The sequence below is a fragment of the Pricia antarctica genome (genome assembly GCF_900101815.1).
Classification (GTDB): Bacteria; Bacteroidota; Bacteroidia; order Flavobacteriales; family Flavobacteriaceae; genus Pricia; species Pricia antarctica.
The window spans coordinates 369,383-385,904 of the sequence record NZ_FNAO01000004.1; the positions used below are offsets into that span (position 1 = coordinate 369,383).

A 16,522-nucleotide genomic window follows, 5' to 3' on the forward strand; every position below is an offset into this window, starting at 1 on the left:
TTATCGCTAAGCGGTTAATTTCTGTAAGTCATCCTCTTGGATTTGTGGCCATAAAATCTTTTTTCTTCTACTGAATTTTGAAAATTTATTGTAAGATTAAGTTATCAGGGGTTGAACTTGCCGTCTTTACCGTTTGATGAGCATTGGGGCATGATACGCTTTGCCATCCATATCTTGAGAGCCTATAAAATATAATCCCTCGGACAATAAGGATACGTTAATGCGGTATCCCCCCTCGAACTTCACATATTCAGCGTCCAAAGCCCTCATCAACCTGCCTTCCATGTTGTATATGTATATATTTTGAAGTTCGATCTCCGGGTCAAGACCGAGATTTACTACCACAGAGGCAGGGTTGGGAAATATCCGAAATTCATCCCCAGTTTCCGAAGGCGCAGTTTCCGAAGGCGCCGTAACCGTTATTATCACCGAGACCGTCGAGGTTTCGCCTTCTGTGTCCGCCACGGTCAGCCAAACGGTATATTCGCCGGGCTCGTTGAACGTATGTTCTACTGTGGCACCGGAGGCTATGGGACTACCATCACCGAAACTCCATTCGTAGTTGGCGATGCCTTGGTCATCGGTAGAATCAGTACCATCAAAATTGACCGTAAACGGCGCAATTCCTTGGGTTCCGTCACTCACGGCATCCGCCTTGGGTGCCTCGTTGCCATCGACTATTACTACCTCCGCAAAGACGACCTCTAGGGAATGATCCTCCACCACATTGGTAAAGGTATAGCTATCGGCAATCGCTATGGATGTACCGTCGACCTTGATATCGGCGATCTCAAAACCGGTATCGGCCACGATAGAAAAGATTTGGGTACCCTCTTCGGTTACGGCGATACTTCCGTTGGGCGAAAGGGTACCGCCGGTAGTCGCCGTAGCCGTTATCGCATATTCCGTATCCGCAATAGGCCTGAAAATTGCCTCGATCGTATGGTTTTCGCCAAGGTTTTGAAACTCGTATTCCGAAACATCCGGTACGACAGCACCGTCTACCAAAAAGTAATCGAAGGTAAATCCCGTATCCGCCGTAACGGAAAATGATAGGGAACCGCCTTCCAAGACGTTAGTGGACCCCTCGGGGGAAATAGTTCCGCCCTCGCCGGCATTGGAAGTGATGGCGTACGTTGGTATTTCCTCAAAAATAGCCTGTATGGTGTGTGGCCCATCGACTTGTGTAAATTCGTAGGAATCAACAGCCCCTTGGGATACATCGTCCACTAGCACATCGAGGATACGGAAACCGGCGTCTGGCAATATACTATAGGGCATATCATTGCCATTCGTTATAAAGTTGGTACCCTCAGGATCGATACGTCCACCCGCTGTTGAAGAGGCGGTAATCACATACTCCGCGAGCCCAAAAGACGCGGTTATGGTATGCGGGGCGTCCACTGCGTTAAAAGTAAAGGTATCAATCGCACCTTGCAAAATTCCATCGATGCTTACTTCTGTTATGGTATACCCCTCGTTCGAGGTTATCGTAAACGCCTGATCGGCCCCTTCGATCACCTCGATTTCCCCATTCGGTGAAATGCTTCCGTTTTCACCTGCCACGGCGTTTATGGTGTACACCGGTTTCGGATCTACAACAATCTCGAGGCTTTCGATATCAGTATTCCCATCGGCATCGGTCACCGTCAGGGTTACGTTAAAGGTACCCGGTTCAGTAAACGTAAAAGAAGGGTCGGCCAAATTTGAGGAAGAAGCGGACTGATCACCAAAATCCCATTCATATTCGGCAACAGTTGCATCGTCTAAAGAACCGCTTCCCGTGAAGGAAACCGCTAAAGGTACCTGACCTGTCAACGGACTTGCCTCCGCCCGGGCGATGGGAATACCCGAATTATTGATGATCCACGTGAATTCCACCGTACTTGAATTGGCCGCGGTGGTATTGTCCGTAGCGGTAACCCTTACCTGATAGGGGCTGTTCGCCGCGGCACCGCCGCTGGAAGTGCCCCCGCCCCTAACCGATTCGGCTACGGCTGTCAGTTCGGTATCGGAATACTCCCGCCCATCGAGCTTGTAAAGTGCCATTTTATCGATGGTATGGCCGGCGGAACGTTCCGAAATTTCCATGGTATAGGTACCCGGATTTACGAACCGGACATACACATTATAAGGGTTATTATCAAAGGTCTTGGCCTGCCAATCATATGTTTTCGATTCACCACTGCTTCTGTAAATTTTGAAAAACCCTTGACTTCCAGCCCCATCCGGTGTGGTTTCCGAAGTAATTCTCGAACTACCTTTCGGGAAAACAATATCTTTTTGTTCGCCCTCTAAATTATCGATTACTGACGCCTCATCGCCCGGATTGCCTTTATATCCAAAGAACCAAACATCGGCGTTGTTCGGAAAACGGAGCCAGTTGTCGTTTTCTTCCGTGGAATTACTACCCGTAAAGAAACTTCGCCAATTGAAGTGGTAGATGCCCGGTGTAGTTACGGTAATCTGATAGGGAATGGTTCCCCCGCCTATACTATTAAAGCTATTCGTTCCAGCGGCTATTCCCGTAGCCCCGCCCTCACTGGTCTCCGTCCATCCGGGTACGATGTCGCCCGATTCGGCTTCGATGACCAAGAGTCCGTTTGCCTCTTGAAAGGCACCGGTAGCATTTTCTCCAGATGAAACCGTACCGCTGATCACACCGGTGGAAGCATTGATAGTCAAGTTAGGAGGCAGTACTGTTGCACTATAGGTAAATGCACCATTGTTATTTTTACCTTGTATAGGTAAACTGACGGAATCATCCTCCTTATTGTATTGGGTTCCGGGATTATCTATTCCGGTGGAAAGTTCACCATTTTTTAGGAGGATGTTTAATTCGGAAGAGGCTCCGTATGCAATGGTCAATACAGCGTTGTTATTCTGGCCTGAACCCGTGAGGGATACCGTAATCGTACGAGAACTTTCCGGATCTAAAAATGCATTTTCCAACGCCCCGGAAGTCAGGCTAAAGTTCGCTGCACCGGCGCCTGTCACAACCATGGAACGGATAAACATTCCCATGTTTCCACCCGTTACCCTCAAGGTAAATTCGGTCGATGCGCCAGGCTCGAGGTCAATGACATCAGGAGCCACAAGAGAGCTGGCGGTGTTCGGTACCCCGATCGGATTATCTTCCCCTAAATACTCCATGTTCATTTGATTGCCGCCTCCCTTATTGGGAGAGCCGGCGAGAACAAATATCCCGTTACCGGAAACAATGGCCTGGGTGCCATGCCTTTCACTGTTCAGGTCGGGCAGGCGTGTCCATTGCTGCGTGACGGGGTCATACTGCTCCGTTATTTTTAGGGCATCATCGACCGGTTCGCCATATACCTGTTGATTCTCCACCTCCCCGCCGATGACCAGCAGTTTACCATTAAAACTGGCCACTGCCGGGGCGCCCCTAGGGGTGGGGAGATTCTGATCGGAGGGGAGGGTGCTCCATGTACCAGTCGTAAAATCGTAGACATCGACTTGGGCAATGGTGGGCCTGAACGTGCCCCCGTCCCCGCCGGAAAGACGCCCGCCCGCCAAGTACATTTTAGTACCGATACGGGCGGCATGAAAATGGTCCCTTGCCCTGGGCGCATTGGCCAAGGGGGTCCAGGTGCCCGTGGCAGGATCGTACTCGTCGAACCAATTTACGTATCCTCCGTTATGGCCAATCGTGTTTCCCCCGGCGATATAAAATTTGTCGTTGTACACCACCAAGCCCGCCGATCCCCGTTTTCTGTTTTCGGGAATTTCGGGTCCTTGAATCCATTCCTCGTTCACCGGATCGAAAGCCCAGATGTAATCCGCCGGCGTCTCACTAGGGAAATCATTGTTCTTAAAGGCACCGATTACCCAGATCAGCCCCTTGTACTCCGTAGCCTGAAAGTGGTTGAATTCCACCGGTGGGGAATCGGGAATCTGCGTCCAAGCATTCGCAGTATAGTCGTATACATCAATCGTCTTGGCATTCTCGCGGCCTCCCATCAAATAGAATCGGTTTCCTGCCTGTACTACCGAACATTCGTGGCGCGGCGTATAGTTCTCGGCCTCGTTCTTGTTCCTCCATTGATCAAAACCCGTCGTTCCTTGCGCGTGCGAAAAAAAGATAAACAATGGGGAAAGGATTAGAAATGCAAGTACGTGGTTCCGGGAGTAGCATTTTTTCATACACTAACATTATGGGTTGAATATACTACCAAAACGGGTAGGTATAAGCGAGCAAATATAAACCGAGAAAAGAAAACCTCCTAAAACACGGTACTTTTATCGTCTATTCCCTGTTTTTGCCCGACCAGAGGAATGTTTTCTCGCCAATTATTCGATAAATAGGTGAAATTCGGCGAAACAAGTATCGAAGGATGGCTTATATTCCTTGATTTCTCTATATTTAGAGTCTATATACTTAAAAGTAAGGAATACCTATGGATATCAACAGACGAAATTTTGTAAAAGGTACTACGGCCGCCATGGTACTCTCTTCCTTTGGCGCTTACGGCATCGACCTGATAAACAGCGACAAACCGATACGGGTCGGATTGATCGGAACGGGATGGTACGGAAAAAGCGACTTGTTCCGATTGATTCAAGTAGCCAATGTGGAAGTCGTTTCCCTTTGTGATGTGGACAAAAATATGCTTGCCGAAGCTGCCGAACTCGTAAGCAAACGTCAGAAATCCGGTGCAACCCCCAAGCTGTATGGCGATTACCGAAAAATGCTCGCCGAAAAAAATCTGGATGTCGTGCTTATAGGGTCGCCAGATCACTGGCATGCCCTTCAGGGTATCGAGGCACTAAAATCAGGCGCACACGTATATCTGCAAAAACCCATCTGTGTCGATGTTATCGAAGGGGAAGCCTTGGTCGCCGCACAGAAAAAGTATGGAAAGACCATCCAGGTCGGCACCCAACGAAAGAGCACGCCGCATCTCATCGATGCCAAAAAGAATATCGTAGATGCCGGATTATTGGGCAAAGTATCGCATGTGGAGATGTGCTGCTATTACCACATGCGAGCCAACGGCAACCCGCCTATACAGCCCGTTCCCGACTTTCTGGATTATGAAATGTGGACGGGGCCCGCTCCCCTTCGCCCTTATGATGGCCTTCCCCATAGACGCTGGTGGCGAACTTTTATGGAATATGGCAACGGTATTACGGGCGATATGTGCGTACATATGCTCGATACCGTCCGTTGGATGCTTGATCTCGGCTGGCCGAAACGCATAAGTTCTACCGGGGGTATCTATGTGCAAAAGGATGGAAAATCGAATATATCCGATACCCAAACCGCCCTTTTTGAATATGACGAACTGGATTGTGTCTGGAACCACCGCACTTGGGGCACGCCCGCCGACCCTGATTACCCTTGGTCCTTTACACTTTATGGGGACAAGGGAACCTTAAAGGGAAGCACCATGCAGGCCGATTTTATTCCCGAGGGCGATAAGAACGGCAAACCGATACATTTCGATGTTTTATATGAAAAGGAAAAATACCCAGAAGACCTAACAGAAAAGGATATCGAGCTGAACGCGGCCCCCGCGACCCGTGGCCACATGCTCGATTTTCTTGCCGCAATCGATAAAGGCACACAACCGGTAGCCAGCATACAGGAAGGTCATATCTCGACCGCCAGTTGCATCTTGGCCAATATGGCGATGGCCCTAAAAAGGCCATTGGTCTATGATCAAAAATCCATGACCGTACTCGATGACCCCGAAGCGACGCAATGGTTGCAACGGAAGTATCGGGAGGGATGGGAGCATCCATTGCCGGGAACGATCTAGGGCAAGGGCTTGCCTTGTAATAAATACTTTGCCTCGCCTGCGGCGTTTTGCATACGAGGTGCCTTTTTTAAGGATATAAATCCGTTGTCACAAGATTGGCCAATCTTTCAGCCTTCCTAACCGACATCTTCGTGTTCCTGTCGTTATATCGAAGATCTATTTCCGTAGCACAATCGATTATTTCATAAAAAACACCTCTTCCAAAGCCATGGATACCGGGGAATTATCGGGATTCGTTTCCATAATGTCGGCCATAAACGCCCACCATTTTTTAACCAAAGGGTTACGTGCCAAATCTTGCGAGCCACCATCACCTGCTATTTTTTGAAAGGCGAACAGCGTATCGGTTTCCTCATCGAGAAATATAGAATACTCGCTTACGCCCGAATCTCTAAGCAGTTTCTTAAGTTCCGGCCAGATTTCGTTATGCCTTTTGATGTAGGCTTCCCTCTGTCCGGCATTCAGTTTCATTTTAAAGGCCAATCGTGTCATTGGTATACCTCATTTTGGGGATCAACTATACTTCCGTTGCGTTCGCTTCAGTAATGCATCGGCTTCCGCATTGTGTTTAAATTGCTCTTTTACCGGATCCCAATCCAATGGCTCTCCTAACCAATAGGCGATATTGGCCACATTACAGACTGTTGCCGATCGGTGGCCTGTCTCTGCGGGACAAATGGTTTCACCCCTGGTTTTGATGGCGGACAGCCAATCTTGATAGTGGTTGTTCTGGTCATCGAATTGTTTCGAAGGATTTTCGAACGGCTCTTCATATACGATATTTAGGGGGAGGGATTCTAAGAAGCTACGTCCGACATCCAAAATACCCTCTGAGCCGATAAAGCGAACGGACCAACTTCTTCCGAAATCTTCGTGTACCATCTCTATTCCGTTATCATATAACATTCGGAGGCCCCTTACGGCTTGAGGGTCTTCGGGGGGCATAAATTTTACCGGACCGGTTTTGTCCATTCCCAAACACCATTGCGCAATATCGAACATGTGCGCGCCCCAATCGGCAAGGATACCGCCACCGGTTTCCTTATAATCCCGCCAATCAGGATATTTATCTACTACTTGGGGGGCGATCTTGCTGTTATAGGCCAGCAAAGGTGCGGGGCCACACCACAAGTTCCAATCGATACCCTTGGGCATGGGTTCTTCGGGAAGATCGTACGCTATCGCCGGGTCACCAACGTTGACCAATACTTTTGAAATTTCTCCCAATTTTCCGGAGCTGACGATTTCCTGTGCCTTTTTAAAGCGGTCCCAAGAGCGCTGCATACTGCCGGTCTGGAAAACGGTTTTATTTTTTTCTACCGCATCGACAAGGGCCCTACCTTCGGCTACCGTATGGGTCAACGGTTTTTCGCAATATACATCCTTACCCGCATTCATGGCATCTATAGCCTGAATCGCGTGCCAATGATCGGGTGTGGCGATGACCACGGCATCGATATCCTTTCGATCCAGAAGTTTTTGGTACTCCAAATAGGTTTTCACGCCCTTATAATCCGCTTGTCTCCTTTTTTCAGCGTAGAACCCGCTTACAACCCCTTCGAATGCATTGCGCTTGGATTTCCAGACATCGCTGCCGGCAATGATTTGGGCATCGGTGTTGCTAATAAATTTATTGGACAAGATGCCCCCCTGCTTGCCTAAACCTATATAGCCTAAATTAATTTTATCGCTTGGCGGGGTAAAGCCTTGGCCCAAAACGTGTCTTGGGATAATGGATATGGCACCAAGCGTTAAGGCAGAATTCCTTACAAACTTTCTTCGGGATAATATTTTTTGATTCTTCATTTTGTTCATCTTTTTATTATATAGTTGTTACTTCCTTTTTATTTCTCAAGTTTTAGCATTTCACTTCCGGCCAACAAAAATGCACCGGTGCCGAAATTCTGCCAGCTGTCGGCACTGGCGGGTTCCGGACTGGCACCGATGTTCTGCACCCATCCTACCCTTCCATCCTCATGCTGGGAGGCACGAAGCGCGGTCCATGCTTTCTGTACTACAGGCGTATACACTACCTTATCAAGTATACCCTTATTGATGCCCCAAGCCAGCGCAAACGTGAAAAAACCGCTACCGCTAACTTCGCCGTGGTCGTAGGATTCCGGGGACAAAAGACTGGTACGCCATAAACCATCTTGCTGCTGTAGCTGCTTAATTTTTACCGCCATCTCCTTATACAGGTCCAAATAAAAGTTTCTATGCTTGTAGTCTTCGGGCATATCGTTCAAAATCAATGCTAAACCGGCAATAACCCACCCATTTCCGCGGGACCAAAAGATTTTTTTACCATTTTCCTCCCTTAAATCCTCCGAATTCCCTTTCCAGACAAAACGGGTGTCCCGGGCAAAAAGATGCTCATCCTTATTATAAAGCAGATCATAGGTTTGCTTGTAGTACTTGTGCATGGCATCCAAATACTTGTCATCCTTTTTAAGCAGGGCATACTCAACGATGACGGGCGGTGCCATAAATAGGGCGTCGCACCACCACCAAAGAATGCTCCTTTCTGCATCGCTACCGTCAGTCCATTGATTGGATTCAAAGAGATGCTTATCCAGAAATTTTTCGGTTGGTTTTAGGTCTACCAAATCCTTTCGTTTGCCATTGACGTAGAGATAGGAATAGGCTATGGCGATATCGTCTGCGTGATAGAATCTAGGTGCCGTTTGCCAATCATTTTGCCATCCCATATTTTTTAAAGCGGCCAGATACACTTCATCATTGGTGGTCTTGTGCGCTTGAACTACCCCGGTATAATAGGCGCCATTGGTCCAATCGGTCGGTGCCATAGCATAGATAGGATGGGCCTCTTGCCACTCGAGCGCTTTTATCATGGCCTGTTGATCTGATGTTTTAGTTCCTTGCGCGTTGGAGTTGTGTGGTGCCACAAAGGCCAAGGTCAAAAAGACGGTAAAAAGTAAAGTGGATTTTATCATGTGTCTGCGATGTTAAATGGATGTGCTATTCGTATAATTTTCCAAATTGCCATAAAGGGTCAAAATGAATTTACGACCAATTCGATTTCATGCTTCCCCGGGGTTAGGCGGATGCTCCCGAAAGCGGAGTCCACTTTTTCACCATTATGCTTCAATACCTTATCCGATGAAGCTTCCACTACAAATTCCGCCACCATGTTCGCGGGGATTTCGATAGTATAGCGTTGTAACCTAGGGTTAATATATTCATATTCCGCAAGTATGGGTCCTTTTATCGTAGGCGTTTTGATACTGCTCTTTTTCAAATCGCCCATCTGCGGTCTGATACTGGCCACGCCAAAACCCGGGGTCGTCGGGGTGATGCCCCAAAGGCCACGGGGAATGATATTGGCGGGTACCGCGCCCCAAGCGTGGTTCCAGTCCGCATTCGGCTTGTATTTCATATCCCAGGCTTCCATGGTCATGGTGGCGCCGACACGGATCATGTTGTACCAACTGCGGTCGGATTCCGAGGTCAGCAGTTCCAAAGCATAATCGGCTTCCCCGGCGTTGTACAGGCCTTCCATCAGATACTGCGCTCCATAGACACTAGCGGCCATACCTCGGGATTTGATGAATTCGACCACCGATGCCTGGCGCTCTTTGGGTACGATACCGAATGCCAACGGAAACATATTCGCATGTAACGATGCATGTTGGGTACCTATTCCATCGACGTAAGTGCCGGTGCTTTTGTCGAACATTTGTTGGTTAATTGCTTTTTTGGCCTGTGCCGCGCGAAGTTCGAAGTCCAGTTTTTCATCGTCCTTGCCCAGCACTTCGGCGAATTCGGCCATAATCTGCATATTCCTGTAATAAAGGCTGTTGATGACAGTATTATAATCCTCGAACACAAAACCGTCGCGCTCGCCTATAACATTCGGGTCACCGCCCCATCCCGATGGTGGCCAGTCCACGATATCTTTAAGCGCTTCATCCCTATCCCCAAAACCTAGGTTTTTCATGATTTCGGAGGTTACTTTGGATGAGGTAATCAGGCCATGGTCACCCTCCAGTTCCATTAGGGTCTTGTACTTTAAATCATCGTAGTATTTCTCGATGAGTTCGGTATTGCCCGTATACATATAATCGGCGTAGAACATAAGCGCTACGTGCTGCTGCCATTCGGTGGGCCAAGTAGGCATTTGCATAAAATACTCGATGGTCTGCCGGGCAATGGCGTATTCTTGATCGGTAGTGTAATGGCTGAGCTGGTTCAGATAGGCATCCGCTTCATAGGGGATGCGTTCACGGTCGCCGTCAACGTAAAGCCCGGCAAAAGTGGTGGCTTTGATGGAATACTTGCAAAGTTCCCAAACCTGGTTCAAAATATCGTTGTCACTATTGAAGCTGCTCGCATCATCTTCCCAATAGCTGTGGAAAGCGAGTTGGGTGAAATCTTCGGACTTGACATCACTTTTGGGACTCTCCAGTTCGACATACTGGAAAGGAACGACCACTGGAAAAGAATCCGGAAGGGCTATCGCCTTGTTGGGCAGTGTATTGCGTGCATCAACATGAACGGGAAGTTGATATTTTTTTTGGTCCGGGGTGACCGGAACCTCTATCCTCTGATAGCGAATATGGCTTTTTTCGGCAGGCTTTCTGTTCAGGCGGTTCCCGTTCAATTGCTCGCCCACATGAAAGACCAAGGTTTCCTTCTTTTTGGCGGTGTAGGTAAAATCCATTGTTCCGAAGGCATCCTTACCAAAATCAATAAAATAAGAATCGCCGCGTTTCTCGAATACTTTTGGCTTGATACTGTCGATTTGGAAACTATTGGGAGTGGTCATAGTTTTCCCTTGTTTGGAAGCCATGGTAAAGGATTGTTCTTCGGAATATTTGGAGAGCCGGTTGTCTTGGTCCCAAATACGGACTTTCCAAAAATAGGACTCCCCTGCTTTAAGAGCCTGCCCATCGTGCTCTATTTCGGAGGATGCATTGCTGCGTACCTGTCCACTATCCCAAATATCACCAATATTGTTATCGCTGTTATCTTCAGAGGATGCGACTAGTATCTGATAGGCGGATTGGGTTACGGCACCTTCGGGAACTGCCCAACCATATTCGGGTTTTGAATCCAGGATTTTTACCCCTTTCGGTTGTCGGATGAATTCGACAATCAGATTATCGGGCCCGTCGGAATAGGAATCACTGTATTTGCCGATCAACTGGTCTGTTTTCTTGCGGAACGCCTTCAGCTTCTCCGCGTATTTTGGGTTGTCGGCAAGATTTTCGATTTCTTGCGGATCATTTTTGAGGTCGTAAAGTTCCTCGAAGGATTGGTCGTTGACGTATCGAAAATATTTCCAGGCTTTGGCACGAACCCCTTCGCTGGGCGGGATATGCTCAAATTCCCAGATGTGTTCTATAAGTACGGTATCTCGTTCCAAACTGTTCGTTTTGCCCGATACCAGTGGCATTAAGCTTTTACCTTGCCAAGTTTTTGGAGGTTGCACTCCGGCCAGATCCAAAATTGTAGGAGCAACGTCGATGTTCAAGGCCATCTCCTTACTGTCCTGATGTCTATTGATCCGCGGGTCGTAGACGACTAGAGGTACTCGAACGGAATTGTCATATAACAACCACTTGCCCGCCAATTGCCTTTCACCTAAAAAGTAGCCGTTATCGCCCATAAAAATAATGACGGTGTTCTTGTCCAGTCCTTTTTTCTTAAGTTCGGCACGGATTTTCGAAATTTCTCGATCAATACCCGAAATCATCCGAAAATATCCTTTGACGCTGTGCTGGTATTTTTCGGGCGTGTCGTAGCGCCAGGTCCAGCGCAGGCGGTTAAAACCGTCCCTCACGATTTTCGGTTGGGCCTCAAAATATTTGTCCTCCCCAAGTTTCGGATCCGGCATGGTCGTGCCCTGCAAGAGCTTGTCCGATTCCGCTTGCCAGAAATATTGGTCCTTGGCGGAATCATGGGCGTGCGGCGCACTGAAACTTAACGACAGGCAAAAGGGTTGTGAAGTATCGGCCTTATCGATATAGTCCAAGGCCTGTTGCCCAGTATATCGGGTCAGATGCACGGTATCTTTCCCCAAGGTTTTGTAGTAATAGCCGCGTCTATCGGCGTATGCATTGTTCCGGTCATACGATTCGAAGTCATGGAACTGTTTGTCGAGATTATCATAGCGAACGCCATATTTTCCATAGAAAGCCGTTTTGTAGCCGTTATTCTTTAGGATGGTCGGATAGGAATTCTCCATATACGAGGCCCGGATATTGCCCGTTTGAAAGTTGAAGTTATGGGTGCGTTCGTACAGTCCGGTCAAGATGCTGGCCCTGCTAGCCGCACAAATCGGCGTCGTGACCATGGCATTACTAAAATAGGTGCCCTCTTTGGCTAGCTTGTCCATTTCAGGTGTCGAAATCAATTCGTTTCCAGCATAGCCCAGGGCATCGAAACGTTGGTCGTCGGTGAGGATAAAGATGATGTTGGGTCTGTTAGCGGTTGTATTTGAATTCCGAACCTGCGCGGAAATAGAGTAATATGAAATTAGGTTAGCGAATAGTATAACTAATAAAAAAAGCTTCTTCATGAATTGCTATTTGGTAGGAGTGTAAGTTAGATTTTTTGAGTACAAACCACAACAGGTTTAAACATTTCCTAAAAATAAACCCAAATACCACCGAAACTATCCTGTACCTACCTGTATTAACTAACGCTTAGGGGCTGTAGGGTACTGTACCAGTTCTATCCACCGGATAGCCCCATTTTTGGATATACTCCATCCCGGGAAGAAATTCGTCGCCGTTTTCTTTTAGTCGTTCGGTCAAAAGTCGGTCCAGCTCGGATTGTATGTCGCTATACTGGTCATTGCCTACCAAATTGTTCATTTGATAAGGGTCATTTTCATTATCGAACAATAGCCATGGGCCGTTCAAATCGCGGGTGTAGGTGTAGTCTTGCGTACGTAATCCACGATACTCCCTGCCATTGTGCTCTACCCTGTTCCATTGTCCGAAGGGTTGCACGCAGGTAATCAGGGCAGCTCGGTCTATGTCTTCCTTGCCTTCCAAATAGCTTTTGTAATTAATTCCTTCTACCGTTTCGGGAATATCAATAGTGCACAATGCCAGTAGGGTCGGCAGAATATCTTCGGAGTTCAGCAAGGCGTCTTTCACGGCCGGAGCGATACCCAAAGTTTTGGGAATATACCATAACATGGGTACCCGTATGGATTCATCGTAAGGCTGCTGCTTTTTATAGGCGCCGTGGGACCCGAGCAGATCGCCATGGTCGGAAGTAAAAACGATTATCGTGTTATCCAACTGTCCGGTATTTTTCAAATTGGACATCAAGTTGCCGATCATATCATCGAGTGCCCCAATGTGGGCGTAATAGCCGGCCAAATCTTTTTTGACCTGTTCTTTCATCTCTTCCGGAACGTTCTCACGCAATTGTATGCTATCCGGATGAAAACGCATTTGGTAGGCTTCGGGAGCTGTTTGATAGGGGGCATGCGGCGTTCCGTAGGATAAAATCAACGAGAACGGTTTTTTTTCTGTTGTTTGACCCTTCATATAATCAATGGCGGCATCGGTCTGGGCAAAGGTGTCGTAACCGTCCCAAATCTTTTTTTCAGGGTCGTTGTTGGCGTAATACACCGAGTGGTTATAATCGTGCGTACATTCATTGCCCTTCCAGAAATCAAAGCCCTGTCTTCTTTCTCCAGGTGGGATGAATGAAAGTCGGCCATGCCCGTCCAAATGCCATTTTCCGATATAGCCGGTATCGTATCCTGCTTTTGAAAATAGTTTACCGAAAGTGACCGCCGCCGTATCCAATTGTACATCGTTCATAAAGACGCCATGGGTGAGCGGTCGCTGCCCGGTAATAAGGGAAGCCCTGAACGGCGAGCAAACTGGCATACCGGATACGGCATTCTTGAAATTGACGCTTTTTGCGGCCAGACTGTCCAAATTGGGAGTGCTAATATTGGGGTCTCCGGCGTAACCGGTGGCTTGGGCCCGCCATTGATCGGTAAGGATAATTAGTACGTTGGGGCGTACTTTTTGGTCTGCACTATTTACGATATCTTTATTTTGATGATTGCAAGCAACCGAAAATACAATGAACAAGCCCAACCTCCCCATTAATTTCTCCATTTCTAATTGCTTTATAAAGTGTTATACTCTATTCTTTTATGATTTTCAGATCTTCAGTTGCTTGCACCTCAGTTTGAACTTTTCAGGAATTATCGCGAAATATAAAATCATTTGAGCTAACGGGCATCCTGTACCGTGCTGTTCGATGGAAAAAAGAAGGATTGGGAAGCAATCAGGTAGGCCCAGGATACCTATCCTAAAATTTAGTTTTATTCCTACTCCAGTTTCCGGGTTAAAGAAAAATGGTCAAAAAATCAAGGGTAGTTCAGATATCAAGGTCTTGTCATCTAACGATGATGAAACCGTTTTGGAAGTTGTCTCTGGCAGCTATTCTTTTGACGGGAATTTTTCTGGACAATCATAAATTTTCAATGAATTCCTTTCAAAACAGGACAGTACAGGATGGGGCTTTTTTAAAATTATGGTAATATAGTCCTATGGAGCCTCATAACCTCCAGGTTGTTTGAGTTAGTTAGTTTATAGGGGGCGAAAAGAAAAATTTCGCCCCTTTTTTTATGCCAGGTTTAAAGGTTCTTTAAACGAATGTTCCGGTACTCAACGGTCATCGGAGGCCCTACGTGTACTTGAACTCCCAAATATCCAGATGATTTTCGGTTGATGGCATCGTCATCGGTAACATCGCTCATCAGCACACCGTTCACATAATGCTGTAATCGATTTCCTTTAACAATCAGGTGAATTTTGTTCCAGTCCTCACTGTTAATTTTTGTTTTTAGGGAGTCTGATTCCCCAAGGGATGCGACCACTTCCCTACTCTGCCAACAGTTTTTTTGAACATTGGCGCGTAAGGATCCGGCTTCTTCTGGATTATCTTGTGAATGTATGATGACCTTCTCCCCCCGATAGGCCAATGTTGTCCTTTTCCTCTCCTCGTAGTTCTGTCCGGTATAGGTGTTTTTTCCGTCAATATCGGCCTGATAGCCTCGTAGGGCGTGGGGGATAGTATCGATCTGTTCACTGCGATAGTTGATACCACTATTGCCTGTTTCCGCAATTTTAACGTCCAATTTCAGTTCAAAATCGTCGGGTTGGCCACCTTGCCAGATGATAAAGGTGTTGTTCTTGAGCAGCGTTTCGGGAGTGACCTCACCCGTTAAATTACCGTTTTTTACACTCCAATAGGTAGGGTCGCCTTCCCAACCTTCCAAGGTTTTACCATCGAAGATTGTTGTGAAACCATCCTTATCCTCATTTGTGGCAACTTCAGGTTTTTCGGTTGTTTTATCCTTCTTATTTTCACCGCAGGCTTGCAGTACGAAGCATAACGAAATGGTAAACAGCATTTGCAGCGGAATATTCAGTTTGGATTTTTTCATCTTTTTGATTTCAAATTTCAAGTCAATTTTCGCATTGAAGTTCGTTCATGCGCTCAACTTCTTTTATATCTTTTATTTAATCTTTCTCCTTGTTTTTGTTTCTTGGCGCTTAATGCTTGATTCTCGGCCCATTTATGGTCATTTTTGATCTACCCGTTCATTGTAATAAACGACCAATCCATCCTTGCCCGCCACTATAATATCTTTTCTACCGTCATCGTTTAAATCGGCAACGCTAAAATAGACACCAGTACCTTTTCCCACTCCATAGGCCCCATAGTCGATGACCTGTTTGCTAAAATTCTCACCATTCCAACGAAAATAATAGAGGCCTAATTCGTCGTTTCCGCCGGGATCTTTACCGTTGTGGGCGCGGTATCGCTTGCCGGTGATCAGTTCGTTGGTTCCGTCTACGTCCAAATCGGCCCATTCCATGCTGTGGTATTGGGAATTGAAAGGGTCGATAGCATGTTTTAGCCATTTTTTATCCTTGGCTTCTTCGGGAGTCTGTTCGTACCAATACAGGCCATAATCGTGCCCTTGTCCCACAATCAAATCGTTCAGTCCGTCTTCATTGACATCCACCGCAAGAACGGGGACGCTGGCCGTACCCAGTTCAAATTCGGAATGGAATTTCCAAAGGGCTTCAAAAGGTTTTTTTGGAGCTTCCAACCAGCCTGAAGGTATGACCAGATCTCCCCTCCCATCGCCATTGATATCTCCAAAGCCCAGACCGTGGCCGTGTTTATCGGTAATCGCAAACGATTTGAATTTTCCGGTACCTTTTCCCTGGTTATCCAAGATGAGACGAAAGATTTTGAGAGAATCATTGGGCGTATTGGGAACGATCTCTACAACGCCATCCCCATCAATATCCCAAGAACGGGTAGTCTCAATATTACCTACTTCGGCAATAACATGGTCTGCCCACTCGCCTTCATCTCCGGGATTTTCTTTCCATACCAATTTGCCCCCGAACCATCCACCGGTAACAAAGTCCATATGGCCATCACCATTGACATCCAAAGGAATCGTGGAAAAATCATCGTAATATTCACCATAGCGTTTGGCCGCGCCTATGGCCTGTCGGATTCTATATTCGGGACCCTCATACCAAAATCCGCCCGAAACTATATCGGGCACCTTATCGTTGTTCACGTCGAATACTCCTACGGATTCATAACTTTCAGAGGCGATTTTTTTCTTGGTAAAACGTATGGGTGGTGTATTGTTTTTCTGAGGAACATGACCCGATTGACCGACACCATAATTTGTCAACATAAAAAATAAT

General features: G+C 47.1%; 9 protein-coding genes. 1 reads left to right on the forward strand and 8 read right to left on the reverse strand.

The window, feature by feature from the left end; genetic code table 11:
- Positions 1-126: 126 nt before the first annotated feature.
- On the reverse strand, positions 127-4,164 hold the full coding sequence (locus BLT07_RS09260) for a PKD domain-containing protein (RefSeq protein ID WP_091867978.1): 4,038 nt from the start codon (positions 4,162-4,164) through the stop codon (positions 127-129).
- A gap of 254 nt (positions 4,165-4,418) precedes the next feature.
- Here BLT07_RS09260 and BLT07_RS09265 point away from each other — a divergent pair, with 254 nt between their 5' ends.
- Positions 4,419-5,783, forward strand: a complete 1,365-nt coding sequence (locus tag BLT07_RS09265) for a Gfo/Idh/MocA family protein (RefSeq protein WP_091867980.1) — start codon at positions 4,419-4,421, stop codon at positions 5,781-5,783.
- Between the two features lie 177 nt (positions 5,784-5,960).
- Here the strand turns inward: BLT07_RS09265 and rhaM are convergent, their stop codons facing one another.
- The 7 genes from rhaM to BLT07_RS09300 all read right to left on the reverse strand — a co-directional run bounded on the left by rhaM (position 5,961) and on the right by BLT07_RS09300 (position 16,512).
- On the reverse strand, positions 5,961-6,275 hold the full coding sequence (gene rhaM, locus BLT07_RS09270; protein ID WP_091867982.1) for an L-rhamnose mutarotase: 315 nt from the start codon (positions 6,273-6,275) through the stop codon (positions 5,961-5,963).
- Between the two features lie 21 nt (positions 6,276-6,296).
- Positions 6,297-7,589, reverse strand: coding sequence for a Gfo/Idh/MocA family protein (locus BLT07_RS09275; protein WP_245726484.1), 1,293 nt, complete (start codon positions 7,587-7,589; stop codon positions 6,297-6,299).
- Between the two features lie 38 nt (positions 7,590-7,627).
- Positions 7,628-8,737: a glycoside hydrolase family 88/105 protein gene (locus tag BLT07_RS09280; RefSeq protein ID WP_175455291.1), complete on the reverse strand. Its 1,110-nt coding sequence runs from the start codon at positions 8,735-8,737 to the stop codon at positions 7,628-7,630.
- 59 nt (positions 8,738-8,796) lie between these two features.
- Positions 8,797-12,324 carry a sulfatase-like hydrolase/transferase gene (locus tag BLT07_RS09285; protein WP_091867986.1) on the reverse strand — a complete coding sequence of 1,176 codons (3,528 nt, stop codon included), beginning with the start codon at positions 12,322-12,324 and terminating at the stop codon, positions 8,797-8,799.
- A gap of 127 nt (positions 12,325-12,451) precedes the next feature.
- The gene (locus BLT07_RS09290; RefSeq protein ID WP_091867988.1) at positions 12,452-13,894 is read right to left on the reverse strand and encodes a sulfatase family protein; all 1,443 of its coding nucleotides are present in this window, start codon (positions 13,892-13,894) and stop codon (positions 12,452-12,454) included.
- Positions 13,895-14,418: 524 nt separating this feature from the next.
- Positions 14,419-15,231, reverse strand: coding sequence for a 3-keto-disaccharide hydrolase (locus tag BLT07_RS09295; protein ID WP_245726485.1), 813 nt, complete (start codon positions 15,229-15,231; stop codon positions 14,419-14,421).
- Between the two features lie 138 nt (positions 15,232-15,369).
- Positions 15,370-16,512 carry an FG-GAP repeat domain-containing protein gene (locus BLT07_RS09300; RefSeq protein ID WP_091868259.1) on the reverse strand — a complete coding sequence of 381 codons (1,143 nt, stop codon included), beginning with the start codon at positions 16,510-16,512 and terminating at the stop codon, positions 15,370-15,372.
- Between the last annotated feature and the right edge of the window lie 10 nt (positions 16,513-16,522).

What these genes read in the sequence shown, in the direction of transcription:
- BLT07_RS09275 (WP_245726484.1), bottom strand. Translation starts at nt 7,589, where the DNA reads ATGAAGAATCAAAAAATATTATCCCGAAGAAAGTTTGTAAGGAATTCT.
- BLT07_RS09265 (WP_091867980.1), top strand. Translation starts at nt 4,419, where the DNA reads ATGGATATCAACAGACGAAATTTTGTAAAAGGTACTACGGCCGCCATG.
- BLT07_RS09280 (WP_175455291.1), bottom strand. Translation starts at nt 8,737, where the DNA reads ATGATAAAATCCACTTTACTTTTTACCGTCTTTTTGACCTTGGCCTTT.
- BLT07_RS09285 (WP_091867986.1), bottom strand. Translation starts at nt 12,324, where the DNA reads ATGAAGAAGCTTTTTTTATTAGTTATACTATTCGCTAACCTAATTTCA.
- BLT07_RS09300 (WP_091868259.1), bottom strand. Translation starts at nt 16,512, where the DNA reads ATGTTGACAAATTATGGTGTCGGTCAATCGGGTCATGTTCCTCAGAAA.
- BLT07_RS09260 (WP_091867978.1), bottom strand. Translation starts at nt 4,164, where the DNA reads ATGAAAAAATGCTACTCCCGGAACCACGTACTTGCATTTCTAATCCTT.
- rhaM (WP_091867982.1), bottom strand. Translation starts at nt 6,275, where the DNA reads ATGACACGATTGGCCTTTAAAATGAAACTGAATGCCGGACAGAGGGAA.
- BLT07_RS09290 (WP_091867988.1), bottom strand. Translation starts at nt 13,894, where the DNA reads ATGGAGAAATTAATGGGGAGGTTGGGCTTGTTCATTGTATTTTCGGTT.
- BLT07_RS09295 (WP_245726485.1), bottom strand. Translation starts at nt 15,231, where the DNA reads ATGAAAAAATCCAAACTGAATATTCCGCTGCAAATGCTGTTTACCATT.